The sequence below is a fragment of the Corynebacterium xerosis NBRC 16721 = ATCC 373 genome (assembly GCF_001552415.1).
In the GTDB taxonomy this organism is placed as follows: Bacteria; Actinomycetota; Actinomycetes; order Mycobacteriales; family Mycobacteriaceae; genus Corynebacterium; species Corynebacterium xerosis.
Genome location: NZ_BCRD01000004.1, coordinates 44088 through 59270 on the forward strand (window position 1 = coordinate 44088; position 15183 = coordinate 59270).

15 protein-coding genes and 1 tRNA gene are annotated in these 15183 nt (G+C 69.8%); 11 read left to right on the top strand and 5 right to left on the bottom strand.

Going from position 1 to position 15183, the window contains the following annotated elements; genetic code table 11:
• Positions 1 to 30: 30 nt before the first annotated feature.
• Both wzt and wzm read right to left on the bottom strand, forming a co-directional pair.
• A complete protein-coding gene (wzt, locus tag CX1_RS07445) occupies positions 31 to 825 on the bottom strand; it encodes a galactan export ABC transporter ATP-binding subunit Wzt/RfbE (RefSeq protein ID WP_046649532.1) in 795 nt (264 codons plus the stop codon).
• A 28-nt stretch (positions 826 to 853) separates the two neighbouring features.
• Positions 854 to 1705: a galactan export ABC transporter permease subunit Wzm/RfbD gene (gene wzm, locus CX1_RS07450; protein ID WP_046649546.1), complete on the bottom strand. Its 852-nt coding sequence runs from the start codon at positions 1703 to 1705 to the stop codon at positions 854 to 856.
• Positions 1706 to 1978: 273 nt separating this feature from the next.
• On the opposite strand from wzm, the gene CX1_RS07455 reads away from it, so the two are divergent.
• The gene (locus CX1_RS07455) at positions 1979 to 3247 is read left to right on the top strand and encodes an aminotransferase class V-fold PLP-dependent enzyme (RefSeq protein WP_046649545.1); all 1269 of its coding nucleotides are present in this window, start codon (positions 1979 to 1981) and stop codon (positions 3245 to 3247) included.
• Between the two features lie 67 nt (positions 3248 to 3314).
• On the opposite strand, the gene CX1_RS07460 is transcribed toward CX1_RS07455, so the two are convergent.
• Positions 3315 to 4289, bottom strand: coding sequence for an NAD(P)H-quinone oxidoreductase (locus tag CX1_RS07460; protein ID WP_046649544.1), 975 nt, complete (start codon positions 4287 to 4289; stop codon positions 3315 to 3317).
• Positions 4290 to 4484: 195 nt separating this feature from the next.
• Between CX1_RS07460 and CX1_RS07465 the strand changes: the two genes are divergently transcribed.
• Positions 4485 to 4569, top strand: a tRNA-Ser gene (locus CX1_RS07465).
• A gap of 99 nt (positions 4570 to 4668) precedes the next feature.
• Here CX1_RS07465 and CX1_RS07470 read toward each other — a convergent pair.
• Positions 4669 to 5679, bottom strand: coding sequence for a pirin family protein (locus CX1_RS07470; protein ID WP_046649531.1), 1011 nt, complete (start codon positions 5677 to 5679; stop codon positions 4669 to 4671).
• Between the two features lie 349 nt (positions 5680 to 6028).
• Between CX1_RS07470 and CX1_RS12675 the strand changes: the two genes are divergently transcribed.
• The 9 genes from CX1_RS12675 to CX1_RS07515 all read left to right on the top strand — a co-directional run bounded on the left by CX1_RS12675 (position 6029) and on the right by CX1_RS07515 (position 13927).
• Positions 6029 to 7174, top strand: coding sequence for a hypothetical protein (locus CX1_RS12675; protein ID WP_060925484.1), 1146 nt, complete (start codon positions 6029 to 6031; stop codon positions 7172 to 7174).
• Positions 7175 to 7518: 344 nt separating this feature from the next.
• Positions 7519 to 7734 (top strand): hypothetical protein, encoded by a 216-nt coding sequence (locus tag CX1_RS07480; protein WP_046650034.1) that lies wholly within the window; start codon positions 7519 to 7521, stop codon positions 7732 to 7734.
• A 67-nt stretch (positions 7735 to 7801) separates the two neighbouring features.
• Positions 7802 to 8347, top strand: a complete 546-nt coding sequence (locus CX1_RS07485) for a hypothetical protein (protein ID WP_046650035.1) — start codon at positions 7802 to 7804, stop codon at positions 8345 to 8347.
• A 94-nt stretch (positions 8348 to 8441) separates the two neighbouring features.
• The gene (locus tag CX1_RS07490; protein WP_046650036.1) at positions 8442 to 9344 is read left to right on the top strand and encodes a hypothetical protein; all 903 of its coding nucleotides are present in this window, start codon (positions 8442 to 8444) and stop codon (positions 9342 to 9344) included.
• Between the two features lie 85 nt (positions 9345 to 9429).
• Positions 9430 to 10167, top strand: coding sequence for a hypothetical protein (locus tag CX1_RS07495; RefSeq protein ID WP_046650037.1), 738 nt, complete (start codon positions 9430 to 9432; stop codon positions 10165 to 10167).
• Positions 10168 to 10241: 74 nt separating this feature from the next.
• Positions 10242 to 10922 carry a hypothetical protein gene (locus tag CX1_RS07500; RefSeq protein ID WP_046650038.1) on the top strand — a complete coding sequence of 227 codons (681 nt, stop codon included), beginning with the start codon at positions 10242 to 10244 and terminating at the stop codon, positions 10920 to 10922.
• A 553-nt stretch (positions 10923 to 11475) separates the two neighbouring features.
• On the top strand, positions 11476 to 11907 hold the full coding sequence (locus tag CX1_RS07505; RefSeq protein WP_052753124.1) for a flagellar basal body-associated FliL family protein: 432 nt from the start codon (positions 11476 to 11478) through the stop codon (positions 11905 to 11907).
• A 31-nt stretch (positions 11908 to 11938) separates the two neighbouring features.
• Positions 11939 to 12841 carry a hypothetical protein gene (locus CX1_RS07510; RefSeq protein ID WP_146780672.1) on the top strand — a complete coding sequence of 301 codons (903 nt, stop codon included), beginning with the start codon at positions 11939 to 11941 and terminating at the stop codon, positions 12839 to 12841.
• A 69-nt stretch (positions 12842 to 12910) separates the two neighbouring features.
• Positions 12911 to 13927 carry a serine hydrolase gene (locus CX1_RS07515; protein ID WP_060925485.1) on the top strand — a complete coding sequence of 339 codons (1017 nt, stop codon included), beginning with the start codon at positions 12911 to 12913 and terminating at the stop codon, positions 13925 to 13927.
• Positions 13928 to 13982: 55 nt separating this feature from the next.
• Here the strand turns inward: CX1_RS07515 and CX1_RS07520 are convergent, their stop codons facing one another.
• Positions 13983 to 15149, bottom strand: coding sequence for a histidinol-phosphate transaminase (locus tag CX1_RS07520; protein WP_046650040.1), 1167 nt, complete (start codon positions 15147 to 15149; stop codon positions 13983 to 13985).
• Positions 15150 to 15183 lie beyond the last annotated feature (34 nt).

Below are 15183 nucleotides of genomic sequence, written 5' to 3' on the forward strand. Positions count from 1 at the left end.
CGAGGTGCGGGGTTGCGGCCCAATGTGGCCCTACAGCGGGCGGTGGCCCCGCTCGTCGCGGATGCGGCGCACGGCTGCGGCGGCCTCGGGACCCTCGTAGGCCTCCACGACCTCGTCGACCAGGCCGGCCTTGCGGATCTGCCCGTGATCGATCCACAGGGCGGTGTCGCACAGCTGGGCCAGGAACTCGTTGGAGTGCGACGCGAAGACCAGCAGACCCGAACGCTCCACCAGCGAGGTGAGGCGGTCGCGGGCCTTGGCCATGAACGCGGCGTCGACGGCGCCGATGCCCTCGTCGAGCAGCAGGATCTCCGGTTCGATGGACGTGACCACGCCCAGCGCCAGGCGCACCCGCATGCCGGTGGAGTAGGTGCGCAGCGGCATGTGCAGGTAGTCGCCGAGTTCGGTGAACTCCGCGATGTCGTCGAGCTTGTCCTTCATCTGCTTGCGGGTCTGGCCCAGGAACAGGCCGCGGATGATGATGTTCTCCATGCCGGAGATCTCCGGGTCCATGCCCACGCCCAGATCGAAGACCGGGGCGACGCGGCCGCGGACGTCCGCCGTGCCGCGCGTCGGCTCGTAGATGCCCGACAGCAGGCGCAGCAGCGTGGACTTGCCGGCGCCGTTGTGGCCGACCAGGCCCACGCGATCGCCCTCGCGCAAGTGCAGGTTGATGTCCTTCAGCGCCTCGACGACGACCACGTTGGAGTCGTTGCGGCCGATCGCGCCGCCGGCGGCGCCGAGGAACGCCTTCTTCATGGACCGCGACTTCGCGTCGAAGATGGGGAAGTCGACGCAGGCGTCGTAGGTGTCGATGCTGACCATTTTCGTTCTTCCTTCGTCCGTCTTCCCGTTACACCCAGTAGCTCACGCGCGAACGCCACTGGCGCATGGCCAGCAGGGCGAGCAGCAGGCCGGCGACCGTGCAGCCCAGGACGATCCACCAGTGGTAGGCGTCCAGGGGCTGGCCCGTCAGCGGGGCGCGGACGATCTCCAGGTAGTGGTACAGCGGATTGAGTTCGGCGATGCGGGCGCGCTCGGCGACCGCGCCGCCCTGGTCCTCCAGCGTCTTCGTGGTCCACACGATCGGCGTCATGTAGAACACCAGCTGGATCATCGAATCCAACAGCGGGGCGACGTCGCGGTAGCGGGTGGCCACGATGCCGAAGAACATGGTCACCCACACGCCATTGACGACCAGCAGCGCCAGCGCCGGGATGGCCAGGAAGAAATCCCAGCCCAGGTCCGGCCGGAACACGGCCACCAGGATCACCCAGATGACCATGTTGTGCGCCAGGAACAGCAGCTGCCGCCACACCAGGCGGTAGACGTGCACGCTCAGCGCGCTGGGCAGCTGCTTGATCAGGCCCTCGTTTTCGATGAAGACCGTCGAGCCCTCCTTGACGCACCCGGAGATGAAGCCCCAGATGATCAGGCCGACGGTGACGTGCGGCAGGAAGTACGACAGCTCCTGCTGGAACAGCAGGGAGTACAGCAGGCCCAGCGCCACGGCCATCGCGCCGGTGGCGATGGTGATCCACAGCGGGCCCAGCGTCGAGCGGCGGTAGCGCTGCTTGATGTCCTGCCAGCCGAGCTGCAGCCACAGCTGCCGCTGGCCGTAACCGCGGGTCAGGTCCCGCCATGCCGCGGAAACGGTGCGGGACCTGGAGCGCGGCGGCGCCGCCACGTCGCCTTGGCCGGTCATGCGGGCGATGTCGGCCCGCAATCCGGTGGGCGGGTGACCTGGTTGTTCTGCGTTCGTCACGGATCCCAACCTACCCGGCGGGGCACCCTCGGCCCTACCCGCCGTGTTATCCGGAGGCGATCAGGGGCATACTGTCTTGCAGATGGCTGGGCTGTCGCGCGGTTGCGCGGGGTCCGGCCGAACCATTGGCGGAGCGAGGGGTACTCTCGTGCATCTGCAGTGGTGAGAGGTATCCCCGGCAGTATCCAGCGTTCGCAATCGGAAAGGGTGGTCATGGCCTTCGACGTGCCCACGACCCGAGGGTTCTATTCGTCTTTGTCGGACGGGTGGACGTATCTCAACGGCGGCGAGCGCGCCCAGATCCCGGAGCGGGTGCTGTCGACCATGGCCACGGCTTTCCGCGCCGCCCCGAAGTCGCTGCCCGGGGAGACCGGTTCCGGCACCCATTCGCGCGAGCAGGTCGCCGGCATCACCGCGGGCCACCAGTTCGCGTCGGCGGCGCGCCGGGCGTTCGCGGACGTCGCCGGCGGTCGCGTCGAGGGCGTGGTCCTCGGCCCGTCGCGCGAGGCGCTGGTGCATTTGCTCATGCAGGCGATGGGCCGCCGCCTGTCGCTGGGCACGGGCATGGTGCTCACCCGCACGGGTGACCCGGTGTCGCAGGTGCCGTTCCGCCGCGCGGCCGACATGTTCGGCGCCCGCGTGCGTTTCGCCGAAGCAGATCTGTCGACGGGTGCGGTCCCGGCCTGGCAGTTCGACGAGCTGGTCACGCCGGACACCCGCCTGGTGGTCGTGCCCGCCGCCGATCCCTTCGTCGGCGCGGTCGCCCCGGTGGCGGACATCGCGCGCCGGGTGCGGGAGAACTCGGCGGCCAAGGTGCTGGTCGACGCGTCGGCCTACGCTCCTTACCGCGTCGTGGACATGAATCGCATGGGTGCGGACATCGTGCTTCTCGACGCCGCGGCGTGGGGTGGCCCGCAGGTGTCCGCGCTGGTGTTCCGCGATCCGTCGCTGCTGGACCGCATGACGTCGATGGCCCTGGTGCCCGGCGCCCGCGGCCGCGCCCGCCTGGAGGTCACCACCGTCGCGCCGTCGCTGTTGGGCGGGGTGTCGGAGTCGGTGCGCCACTTGGCGGACCTCGACCCCGTCGCCCGCGGCACCCGCCGCCACCGCATCGAGCAGTCGATGCCGCAGGTCGGGCGTTATCTCTCGGGCCTGACTTCGCGCCTCATCGACGCGTTGGGCAACCTCGATCAGGTGCACATCGTCGGCGTCGACGGCGAGGGGTCGGATGACGCCGAGGGCGTCGACGTCGACCGCGTGCCGCGCGTGAGCTTCATCGTCGCCGGCGTGCCCGCGCCGACGGTGGTGCGCCGCCTGCTGGACAACCACATGGTCACCAGCGCGGTCGGCCCCGGCCATTCCGCGTTGCTGGAGGCGATGGGCGTCATGGAGGCCGGCGGTGCCGTCACCGTGGGCCTGCAGCCCTTCAACACCCCCCACGACGTGGACCAGCTGGTCCGCGCCGTCGCCTCGCTGGGATAGCCGGGATAACCGGGGCAGCCGGCATAGCCGGGGACCCCGGGCAACGCAGCCCCCCCGGTCAGTGCGCCTAGTCGCCGACGACGAGGACGATCTTGCCGGTGACCTCGCCGGAGTCCAGCAGCTCGTGGGCCTTCGCGGTGTCGCGGATGTCCATGGTCGCGTGGATCTGGTCGGTGATGGTGCCGTTTTCCAGCAGCGGCCACACGATGTCCTCGGTCGCGGAGACGATGCGCGCCTTGTCGGCCTTGTCGCGGTAGCGCAGGCCGGTGGCGGTGATGGAGCCGCGCTTGGACAGCAGGCGGCCGATGTTCAGCTCGCCCTTGACGCCGCCCTGCATGCCGATGATCACCATGTGGCCGTCCATGGCCAGCGCCTTGACGTTCCGGTCCAGGTACTTCGCGCCCATGATGTCCAGGATGACGTTAGCGCCGCCGTGTTCCTTGAGCACGTCCTCGAAGGCGTCCTCGCGGTAGTTGATCAGGATGTCGGCGCCGAGTTCGCGGCAGCGCTCGAGCTTTTCCGCGCTGCCGGCGGTGACGGCGACGGTCGCGCCGAGCGACTTGGCCAGCTGGATGGCGAAGGTGCCGATGCCGCCCGCGCCGCCGTGGACCAGCAGCGTGTCGCCCTCCTTCAGGCCGGCGACCATGACGATGTTCGAGTACACGGTGCACGCCACCTCGGGCATGGCCACGGCGCGCTCGAGTTCCCACCCCTTGGGCACGGGCAGCAGCTGCCCGACCGGCACCGCGGCGTATTCGGCGAAGCCGCCGCCGGAGAGCAGGCAGCAGACTTCGTCGCCGACCTGCCAACCGCCGGCGTTGTCGCCGACCTTCTCGATGACGCCCGCGCATTCCAGGCCCAGGATGTCCGTGACGCCCTTCGGCGGCGGGTAGTGGCCGCGGGCCTGCAGGATGTCGGCGCGGTTGACGGCCGCGGCGCGCACCTTGACCAGCACCTCGCCATCGCCGATCTCGGGGGTCGGGGCGTCGCCCCACTCCAGGGCGCGCGGGTCGTCGGGGTTGGTCTGGATGATCGCCTTCATGAATCCCACCTTAACCACCGTTAGCGCGTTTGTGGTCGAGGTCACGGTCTCCGTGCGCTTCGTCTCGGTTTTCACTTGACGACGGCCCGCGCCCGCATGATCGGCGTGGCGCCCCGGATGTGCCGGATGCGATTGAGGCGCGGGCACGCGGCGCGGTTATCATTGGGAAGCCCCGCCGAGCAGTCGCCGGGGCGGGGAAGTGTGGCAGAGCGGCCGAATGCACTCGCCTTGAAAGCGAGCGTCCTTCACCGGACCGGGGGTTCAAATCCCTCCACTTCCGCCGAGCACGTCAAAGCCCCGGCACGGACACATCCGTGACCGGGGCTTTTGCGCATCTGGCGGGGCCCTCGGGTACTGGCGGTGGGGTTCCCTGGGGCTGCTACTGCGCGGCCGGCCGGCGCACGTCGCCGTCGGGGTACCGGGCGACGCGGCCCTCCCCGTGGGGCAGGACGGGGCCGTCGTCGTCAAGCGGCCAGGCACCGAACCGGCCCGCGCGGTAGTCCTGGATCGCGTCGATGATCTCCTCGCGGGTGTTGGCCACGAACGGGCCCTGCTGGACGACCGGCGCGCCGATCGGGCGGCCCTGGAGGATCAGGAAGGATGCGCCGTCGGTACCTGCGGTGACGGTGACCGCCTCCGGCTCCAGGACGGCGGCCTCGTAGGCCAGCTCCCGGCCGTCGACGGTCAGCGCACCGCCGTAGTTGTACAGGGTCCGGACTGCGGAAGAGTCGAAGGCCGGCAGCTCCGTGCTCGCGCCGGGATCGAGCGTGACCACCCAGATGGCCACGTGGTTGTCCGGCCGCGCCGCCCAGGACCGCGGCGGGGGAGTGGGCGCCTCGACGCCGTCGATGTCGCCCGCGATGACGCGGAACCGGGCCCGGGAGCCTTCCTCGCCGCGCACGACGATGGGCGTGTCCTCCGCCCAGAACATGTCGAAGTGCGGGTCGGCGCCCTTGTCCTCGGGGGCGAGGTTCAACCAGATCTGGAACAGCTCCAGCGGGTTCGGGTCGTCGGGGTCGAGCAGCGGGAACATCTCGGAGTGGGACAGGCCGGAGCCCGCCGTGAGCCACTGGGTGTCGCCGTCGCCGAAGCGGGCGGTGGCTCCGAGTGAGTCCGAATGGTCGATGAAACCCTCGAGGGCGATGGTCACGGTTTCGAAGCCGCGATGCGGGTGCTGCGGAAAGCCGGGGATGGTGGCGCCGTGGTACATCGACCAGCCGTCGCGGCCGGAGAAGTCCTGGCCCAGGTTTCGGCCGGCCAGCGAGGCGTCGGGGCGCATCGTGTTGCCGTCGGCCGCCGGGTAGGTGTCGCGGTGATGGACGGAAAAGAGGAAAGGATCGATACCCGGCCACTGCTGGGCGAGGGGGACGACCTGGCGGATCGCGGACATGGTGTGCCTTCTCTCTGGGGCGGCTTGGGTTCGGGTGATTCGTGCGGGACGGCACGACTCCACAATGTTGTCACATCATCAAACGGTGTTGGTCCCGATTCTATTCCCGGCCCATGAAAGCAGTCGATCCCTGCAAGTGACATGCGCCACAAATGTAAGCACGATTTTGTCAAAGGAATTAACGGCGTTCTCCCCGATGGGGCGAGCTGCCGCAAAATTTCCATTTCACTTCGGGAACCTTTCGGGTCCCCGGCGCATCACATCGTCGAAAGCGGCGGGGCAGGAGGTCCCGCCACCCAGACACCCCGAGGGCGGACCTCGGGTTGGAATCGGAAAGGCGGACAAGGCCATGAACGACCAGAACCACGGATACGGCGGCAATCCCGGAGCGAGCGGACCGGGTGGGCCGGACGGTGCTCCCGGTGGCGGAGGCTACGGCGGTTCCGGCGACCCGTACTCCCAGGGCGGCGGGCGCACGAATCCGTACGCGAACCCGCAGTCGCAGTACGGGCGGGAAGGTACGTACGGGGCCGCGGATGCGCCCGGTGGTGCGGGCTCGCAGGGGCCGGGCCCCGGTTATGGCGGCGCCCCCGGAGCCGGCGGCGACGCCGAAACCCGTGCGTATGGTGCGTACGGATCCCAGGGCGGTCCCGGCGGGCCGGTTGGTCCGAATGGCCCCGCAGGCCCCGGCGGCCCCGGTGGCCCGAACGGTCCTGCGGGCCCCGGCGGTCCGAATGGCCCCGCGGGTCCCGGCGGCCCCGGCGGCCCCGGCGGCCCGAATGGCCCGAACGGCCCCTACGGTTCCGGCGGATATGAAGGCCCCTCCAGCTCCGGCTCGTCCGGATCGGGCGGCGGCAACAACAAGGGGCTGCTGATCGGCATCGGCGCGCTGGTGGCCATCGTGGTCCTGGCGCTGGGCGCTTTCATGTTCATGGGCGGCGACGATGACGTCGAGAACACCGGCACCGAAACCACGGCCGAGGGCACGGAAACCAACGGCGGTGAAACCACCGACGCCACGACGACGGGCAACGACGAGACGACCTCGCCGGAAGCGACGTCGACGACGCCTGCGGCGTCCGCCGCCGGCGATGGTTCGATGGGCGAGCCCTACGCCAGCGTGGTCCCGGCCTACTTGCGCGACAACGCGGATGCCTGCCGCGATGCGACGGCGACCATCACGTCCTACGACTCGAACGTCGAGGACCGCACCGTTCCGGGTCTGCGCTGCCGCGGTGCCTCGGGCAGCCTGCTGGACGGCAACAACATCGAGATCATCAACGACGCCGAGTTCGCCAAGGGTGCCACCGACCAGGCCCGCACGATGGACTACGAGGTGATCAAGGAGGAGGGTGGCGTCACGCTGATCGCCGCCGCTTACGACAGTGGCTCCGCCAAGGTCTTCTGGGCCGACACCAACGAGGGCATCTCCTTCGAGATGTACCCCTACGACAATCTCGAAGAGGCCAAGACCGTCGCCGAGCAGATGAAGTAGTGCTCACCGGTTGAGGCCCGCCGCGTTCACGCGGTATTGCTTGACGACGCCACGGCGCGGACGACGACATGTCGTCCGCGCCTTTGGCGTTCCCGCACCTTTTGCGTTCCGACATTTTCCACGGCTCGCCCTTCTCGCGTTCCGGCATTTTCCACGGACCGCCCCCGTCCGGATTTCGCCGCCCGTCGCGGGCGTACGGCGTTGCGCTGGGGCGGCGGCGGGGAACTGCGGTTGCCCCCGTTCGGGTCCGTTCGGCGCCGAAACGGGCGTGACTGGTGGTGCTTAAGTGACTGTTGGGTTTTAATCAGGTTGTGGTGATGTCGCCGAACCGAATGAGGAACCCCATGAGCATCCGCCCCGTCCCCTTCTCTCGTGCCCGCTTCTCCCGTCCCGCCCTGACCCGCGCCGCCGTCGGCGCGGGCCTCGCCACCGCGTTGTTCGTCGGCGCCGCCGCCCCGGCCGCCGCGCAGCCCACCGGCTCCGACGCCGCCGGGCTTCCCGACATTCCGCCCGGCGTCATCCAGGCGATCCCGGGCATGCCCGATCTCAGCCCGATCTGAGCCCGATCATGCCGAGCCTGCCGGAGTCCACCGGCGAGTCCGTCGAGCTGGGCCGGGCGAACGCGTCGTGCCGTTCGTCGGCACCGTCTACGACGCCGCGTTGCACAAGCAGGTCGTCGCCGGCCAGCGCGTCCTGCCGGGCGGCCTGGTCACCGTGCGCCTGAAGGTCGAGGGCAACGGCGGCCACACCTTCGTCCGCGAGCTCCGCAACGTCATGCCCGCCGGCTTCCAGCTGGTGGCGGTGATGCGCATGAAGGAGAACGCGCTGGGCAAGGCGGCTCACGTCCTCGCCGAGGGGGAATACGACGTCGTCGAGCGCGAGGCCGATGGCCTGCGCGAGGTGAATGTCTCGTGGAACGAGGACGGCTTCCTGGGCCTTTACCAGGACAATCCGCGCATCCGCGCCGGTGAGTCGATCGTCGTCGACTTCGTCTACCGCGCCCCAATGGAGCCGGGCGATTACGAGCACGGCGGCGTCATGCGCGCGAGCTCCGTGCTCAATGCCTTCCCCCGCACCGTCGGAGGCGACAAGGGCGGCGTGCCCATCGAGGTCGCCCTCGCACCGGAGAACGTCTTCGGTTCCCTCGAGGGCTACGGCGTCGGCTCGATCTAGGTGATGGCTTGACGACGTCCACGTGGGCGTCGTCAAGCCAAGTTTTTGAAGCGGCGCATGAACTGAAACAGCGCACGAAAAAGAAGGAGCAACCATGCAGAAGCGCACCACCCGAATCACCGCGGTCCGCCGCGCCACCATCGCCGGCGCCGCGTCGACCGCCCTCATCGCCGGCATGATCGCGCCCGCCGGGGCGCAGCCGGCCGAGAACCCGGTCATGTCGGAGGCCCCCGAGGCCCCCGCGGCGTCGTCCATCGAGAACCTGCCGCAGCTGCCGGGCTCCGGCCCCGCCCCCGAGGTGCCGGAGGTTCCGGAGCTGCCCGTGACCCCCGACGTTCCGGTTAACGATCTGATCGGAACTGGCGAGCGCGTGCAGCTGGGCGAGAACATCCGTGCGGAGGACAAGGGCACCTGGTTCTGGAAGTCGGACGGTTACGAGGTATCGCTGCACAAGCAGGTCACGGCCGGCCAGGAGGCCTACCCCGGTGACATGGTGGCCGTCCGCATGCAGGTCGACGGCCATTGGAAGCATGCCCGCCTGCTGGACATGAGCAATCACATGCCGGCCGGTTTCGAGTTCGTTTCCGTCGCCCGCGTCACCGTCGGCGAGGAAGGCGAGAATCCCGCCGTCCTCGAGGAGGGGCAGTACGAAGTCATCGAGCGCGAGGATGGCTCCACCGACGTGAAGGTGGGCGGCATCAACCAGCGAGTTTCCGCCGACCAGACGTACACCCTGGACTTCCTGTACCGGGCCCCCGAAAACGTGGGCACCTACGAGCACGGCGGCAGCGCGAATTTCGTCACCGACAGCAAGAATCGCATTGGTGATGACAACGCGCGCTCCTTCTCCGCCGACACCGGTGGTCAGCCGATCATCGTGAAGGAGCGCCCGATCATCCCTGAGCCGCCGGTGATCGACCCCGAGGATCCGACGGGCTCCATCGACTGGGGTTCCATCGACCTCGGTTCGCTGAACCAGGGCGACGAGGGCGAGTAGCACCTCGCTTGACGACGGCCCGCCGTCCCCCAATCCACCCATGCTTTCCGCACACCGGAAATCCCCTTCACCGTTAGGAAACCACATGCGCAAGAACATCACCCGCGCCGCCGTCGCCGGCGCCGCCGCCACCACCATGCTCCTCGCCGCAGCCGGTGCGGCCGTCGCCCAGCCGGCTCTGCCGGGCCCTCTCGGCGAGATCGCCGATCGGGCGGTCTCCGCTCTCGAGGCCGGCCAGCGCCTTCAGGTCGGCGAGCCCGTCAGCCAGTGGGGCGTCTACAGTGCGACCCTGTACAAGCAGATCTTGGGCGGCCAGAACGTGACCCAGGGAGAGAAGATCACCCTCCGCGTCGAGGTCGAGGGCGGTAAGAGCGGCGCACTTTCCGAGGCCCGCGTTCAGGCAATCACCGATGTCATGCCCGCCGGTTTCACGATCGACTCGGTCGTTCTCAACCGCCCGGATGGCACGACCACTCCGCTGACCGCCGAGCAGTACACCAGCGTCGAGCGTGAGGGGCTGCGCGATACGCGAGTCGACCTCAACAACAACGGCATCGGTCGCATCCACATCGGCGAGGGAAAGCTTTCCATCGACTTCACCTACGTTGCTCCCGAGGAGACCGGCTGGAAGCAGACTGGCGCCGGCATGGAGGTTTCCGCCGCAGGCGGCTCCTTCCGGCACTCCACCAAGGCCGACGATGGCGGCCCGTCCGTCAACGTCGTCGCCCGCCCGATCATCCCGATCCCCGACCTGCCGGGCGGCGACAACAACTCCTCCGGCTCCATCGACTGGGGCTCGCTGAACTCCGGTTCTTCCAACTAAGACGCCAGATCGCGGTCCGGTGGGCGTCGCAAAGCAAGCCCGCCACCGTGTTTCCCCCTGACACAGGAGCAATCATGAAGAAGTTCACCCGTGCGGCCGCTGCCGCCGCCATCGCCGCCGGCATGGCCATCGGCGTCGCCTCCCCGGCGTCCGCCCAGATCAACCCCGTCCTGCCCGACTTCGGTTCCCTCATGCCCGGCATGGGCGAGTCGTCGGCGCCGAAGGTGAAGCTGGATTCGACTGGTGGCTGGATCTGGAGCGCCACCATGTACAAGCAGGTCACCCGCGGCGTCACCGTCACGCCGGGCGGTCTGGTGACCACGCGCATCGAGATCATCGGCAACAACGACAACGGTGGCAAGGTCCGCGAGATCGCCGACATCATGCCCCAGGGCTTCGAGCTGGTCTCCGTCACCCGCATGAAGGAAAACGCGCTCGGCGAGGCTCTGCACGCCGTCCCCGCCGAGGATCGCACCGTCGTTCCCGTGGAGAACGGCCTGCAGGAGGTCCGCCTGTCGTGGACCGAGGGCGGTTTCCTCGGTTTGTTCGAGGACAATCCCACCGTGTCCAAGTCGAAGTCCATCGTCGTCGACTTCACCTACCGCGCCCCCCAGGAGCTGGGCCAGTACCAGCACGGAGGGTTCGTCCGCATCGGATCTCTCGTCGGTCCGACGGCCCGCAAGGTGAGCGGTGGTACCCCGATTACCGTGGAGAATTCCCTGCCCGCCGCCTTCGGCTCGCTGGGCTCCAGCTAGGCGCTCCGCGAGCGCGCTTGTCGACGGTCCGGCACTGCCGGCGACCCCGAGTCGACCCGCCCCGTCATCCCCGCTTTCGGGGATGACGGGGCGGTGGCGTCCGCGGCCTGTGCCAGAATCGAACCACAACGTGTTGCGAGGAGCGGCGGTAGCGATGAGCAGTCCTTTTGGCGGAGATCGACCGGGTGGTCAGGGCGGGGGCAACGAACCCACCAACGAGTGGCGTCCCGTCGAAGGGCAGGCGTGGTCCGAGTCCCCGGAAGTGTTCGACGATGAGCCGTGGGCGGCGTCGTCCCGCGCGGGCAACCCGTACTCCGGGGGCGGGCCGGGCGGCGCCGGCGGCACCGGAGGATTTCCCGGCGGGCCGGGTGGCTACCCCGGTGGGCCGGCAGGGCCGGCAGGGTCGGGTGGACCGGGTGGCTACCCCGGTGGACCGGGCGTTTATCCCGGCGGATACCCGGGAGCGCCGGGCGTTCACCCCGGCGGTTATCCCGGCGGACCGGCGGGACCGCCGCCGCAAAACCGGGGTGGCGGCGGTAAGATCGCTCTGATCGTGATCCTGGCGCTGCTGCTCATCGTCGGCGGCGGTGCTCTGGGTTATTTCCTGATGTCGGGCGGCTCCGACGCGGACTCGACCGGCTCGGCCGCCCAGTCGACCGTGGCGCAGGCGCAGCCGGAAACGACGACGACCGCCCGCGGCCGGGCCGAAGGATGGTCCGCCCCGGCCAGCTGGAACAAGTGCGGCGGTTCGGGCGATCCGGGCGACCTCAACCTTTATTACTCGGGCACGGGCGTGACCAGCTGCGAGTTCGCGCAATCCGTGCGCAACGAGTTCGTCAGGCACTACAACTCCACCGATCGGCTCGAGGGCACCATCAACGCGTACAGCCCGGTCACCGGGCGCAGCTACGACATGTCCTGCACCGATGACGGCGACGTGGTGACCTGCCGCGGCGGGAACAACGCCGTGGTGCACATTGTCTAGGCGGGGTTTCGCCCGGACCATGCTCGCGGCGATGCTCGCGGGCGGCCTCGTGCTGGGTGGCTGCACGCTGCCGGGCGGCACGGGCGGCGGGGATGACGGGGACGACGGGGGCGCGGTGGCCGGATCCTCCGCCGTCGACGACGGTCGGCCGAACCCGACTCCGCCGGACGACGAGGGCGGTGCCGGCGAGGGCGGAAACGTACCCGACGGCGCCACCGGCGACCTGGCCGCCGAGATCGACGCGATCATCGCCGCCCGGGGAGGCCAGGCCGGCGCCGCGGTGGCTCAACCGGGATCCGCGGGCGATGGCGGCGCCGGGGCCCCGCAGGTCGCGGGCGACTTGGTCGCCGACGTCGCCTGGTCGACGTTGAAGGTGCCCATCGCCATCGCGTCCGTGCGCGCCACCGGCGCCGCCGACGCCAACGTCAATGCGGCGATCACCGTGTCGGACAACGCCGCGGCGGAGGCCATGTGGGCGTCCCTCGGTGGCCCGTATGCTGCGGCGGCCGCCACCGACGCGGTGCTGCGCGACGGTGGCGACCCGGTGACCAGGACCAACCCGGAGCGCATCCGCCCGGAGTTCACCGCCTTCGGCCAGACGCAGTGGGCGCTGGCCGATCAGGCCGCCTTCGGCGCGAATCTGACGTGCATCGACGGAGGCGGCCCCGTCGTGGAGGCGATGGGCGACATCGCCGCCGATCAGCGCTACGGGCTGGGCACCATCCCGGGCGCCCGCTTCAAGGGCGGCTGGGGGCCGGATGCGTCGGGGACCTACCTGGTCAGACAGTTCGGCACCATAGCCGTCGATGGTGGTGAAGTGGGCGTGGCCATAGCGGCGCGCCCCGCGGACGGCACGTACGAATCCGGCCAGGCGATGCTCACGGAGATCGCCGGGGCCGTGCTTCGCCACATGCCCGCCGGAGGCACCTGCTAGGCTCGTGCGGCGGAAGGCATCGCCGAATTTCATGGGCGACGTACGTTTGAACGACCCCGGAGGACTCGCATGGCCCGCACCAGCACGATCGGACCGCGGGGCACGTGGAACCGGACGAGCGCCCGGGCCGGGGCGGCGCTGCTCGCGGCGTCCGTGGCGTCGCTGCTTCTGGTCGGTTGCGCGGATGCTGGGGAACCCGAGCCGGGCGTCCCGGATGACCCCACCTGGAGGATCGACGCCGCCGGTCGGCTCGACCCGCAGTTGGCCGCGGAGGTCGAGAAGATCGCCGAGGAGTACGACGGCGAGGCGGCCATCGCGCTTGCCCTGCCGGGCGCGGAAACGGACGACGGTCCCGTGGAAGCGGGAGAGCTTTCCGACGTCTCGGCCTGGTCGACCTCCAAGGTCCCCGTGGCGATCGCCGCGTTGCGCGAAAACGGCTACGAAGACGCCGCCGAGGCCGGCGACGAGGATGGCGACGACACCAGCGACGAAAGGGACGAAAGCGGCGATGGCACCGAGGCCGGCGCCGCGTCGTGGGTGGTCGACCTGATCGACCCGATGATCTCCGAGTCCGACAACGACGCCGCCGAATCGGCGTGGCTGTCCATGGGCGGAGAGGCGGCCGCGGCGAAGGCGGTCAACGAGGTCCTCGGCGACGGCGGCGACGCGCGCACGCAGTTCGACGCTTGGGTGCCGCCGGGTGACGTGCAGTGGGAGTTGTCGGACCAGGCGGCGTTCGGCGCGAACCTGACCTGCATCGACGGGGCGAAGCCGGTGGTGGAGGCGATGGGGGAGATCGTCGACTACCAGTCCTACGGGCTCGGCGAGATCGACGGCGCCCGCTTCAAGGGCGGATGGGGGCCGGACTACGACGGCGGCTACCTGAGCCGCCAGTTCGGCGTGATCCCGGCCTCCGGCGGCGGCGTCATCGGCGTGGCCATCGCCGCCCGCCCGGGCGACGGCACCGACGACACCGCACGGGAGATGCTCGACGACATCGCCCACGCGCTGATGGAGCGCATGCCCCACGGCGGGGACTGCGAAACCGCGCCGGTGACGTCTAAGCGGTCGGGGGAGGCGACGTAGGAGGCCACGTCGAGCTCGACGCCCGCGTCAACGTCGACCCGGGCGAGGTGAGCCCCTACATGCCCAGCGCCGCCAGCAGGCGGTCGGTCTCGGCCTCGTCGGTGATGGTGATGCGGACGCCCTCGCCCCGGAAGACGCGCACCACGATGCCCTTGTCCGCCAAAAACTGGCCGAGCGACTGGGAATCGGCGACGTCGGCGTCGGAAAGCGAACCCGCGCCGGCCAGCGAAGCCAGACGCTCCTGCGGAAGCCACACGAAGTTGGTCTGCGAATCGGGGATGACCACCTCCGCGCCAGCCGCGCCGTTGATGGCGGCGGTGACGCGGACGCGCTGGTCGCGGACGCCCGCGATGCGGGCCTCCAGCTCATCGACGGCGCGCAGCGACTCGATCGCCGCGACCTGCGCCAACGCGTTGACGGAGAAGGGGATGCAGACCTTGTTGAGCGACTCGATCAGCTCCGCCGCACCGAAGCAGTAGCCGATGCGCAGCCCCGCCAGGCCGTAGACCTTGGAGAACGTCCGCAGGCCCACGACGTTCGGGTACTCCGCGATCGCGTCGACCGCGTTCGGGGTGTCCACGCCGGTCGCGCGCCCGGCCGCGCCGAGATCGCCCTCGGCGGGCTGCACGAACTCGATGTACGCCTCGTCCAGCGCCACCAGCACGTCCGACGGGACCTTCGCCATGAACGCCTCGAACTCCGCGGCCGTGATCGTCGTGCCCGACGGGTTGTTCGGGTTGCAGACGAACACCAGACGGGTGCGCTCGCCGATCGCCGCGGCCATGGAGTCGAGGTCGTGGCGGTGGGCGTCGTCAAGCGGAACCGCCACCGGCACCGCCCCGGCCACGCGCGCGAGGATCGGGTACGCCTCGAAGCTGCGCCACGCGAAGATGACCTCGTCGCCATCGGCGCAGGTCGCCTGGATCAGCTGCTGGCACAGCGCCGACGAACCGCACCCCACCGCGACCTGCGACGTCGACAGCCCCAGGTGCTCGGCGATGGTGGCGCGCACGTCGACGGCCGCCATGTCCGGGTACCGGTTCACGCCCGACGCCGCATCGACGATCGCGTCGCGCACGGACGGCAGTGGTCCCTGAGTCATCTCGTTGCTCGCCAGCTTCAACGCGCCGGGCGTCGTCTTGCCGGGGAGATACGAGGGGATCAGGCTCAGATCCTCGCGGGTCAACGGGCGGGCCTGGTCGGGGGAAGTGCTGCCGGTCATGGCGAAAACCCTACTCGTCCGCCCGACTCCGGCG

Excerpts from the sequence above, each read along its gene's own strand:
- wzt (WP_046649532.1), bottom strand. The coding sequence starts at position 825 with ATGGTCAGCATCGACACCTACGACGCCTGCGTCGACTTCCCCATCTTC.
- wzm (WP_046649546.1), bottom strand. The coding sequence starts at position 1,705 with ATGACCGGCCAAGGCGACGTGGCGGCGCCGCCGCGCTCCAGGTCCCGC.
- CX1_RS07455 (WP_046649545.1), top strand. The coding sequence starts at position 1,979 with ATGGCCTTCGACGTGCCCACGACCCGAGGGTTCTATTCGTCTTTGTCG.
- CX1_RS07460 (WP_046649544.1), bottom strand. The coding sequence starts at position 4,289 with ATGAAGGCGATCATCCAGACCAACCCCGACGACCCGCGCGCCCTGGAG.
- CX1_RS07470 (WP_046649531.1), bottom strand. The coding sequence starts at position 5,679 with ATGTCCGCGATCCGCCAGGTCGTCCCCCTCGCCCAGCAGTGGCCGGGT.
- CX1_RS12675 (WP_060925484.1), top strand. The coding sequence starts at position 6,029 with ATGAACGACCAGAACCACGGATACGGCGGCAATCCCGGAGCGAGCGGA.
- CX1_RS07480 (WP_046650034.1), top strand. The coding sequence starts at position 7,519 with ATGAGCATCCGCCCCGTCCCCTTCTCTCGTGCCCGCTTCTCCCGTCCC.
- CX1_RS07490 (WP_046650036.1), top strand. The coding sequence starts at position 8,442 with ATGCAGAAGCGCACCACCCGAATCACCGCGGTCCGCCGCGCCACCATC.
- CX1_RS07495 (WP_046650037.1), top strand. The coding sequence starts at position 9,430 with ATGCGCAAGAACATCACCCGCGCCGCCGTCGCCGGCGCCGCCGCCACC.
- CX1_RS07500 (WP_046650038.1), top strand. The coding sequence starts at position 10,242 with ATGAAGAAGTTCACCCGTGCGGCCGCTGCCGCCGCCATCGCCGCCGGC.
- CX1_RS07510 (WP_146780672.1), top strand. The coding sequence starts at position 11,939 with ATGCTCGCGGGCGGCCTCGTGCTGGGTGGCTGCACGCTGCCGGGCGGC.
- CX1_RS07515 (WP_060925485.1), top strand. The coding sequence starts at position 12,911 with ATGGCCCGCACCAGCACGATCGGACCGCGGGGCACGTGGAACCGGACG.
- CX1_RS07520 (WP_046650040.1), bottom strand. The coding sequence starts at position 15,149 with ATGACCGGCAGCACTTCCCCCGACCAGGCCCGCCCGTTGACCCGCGAG.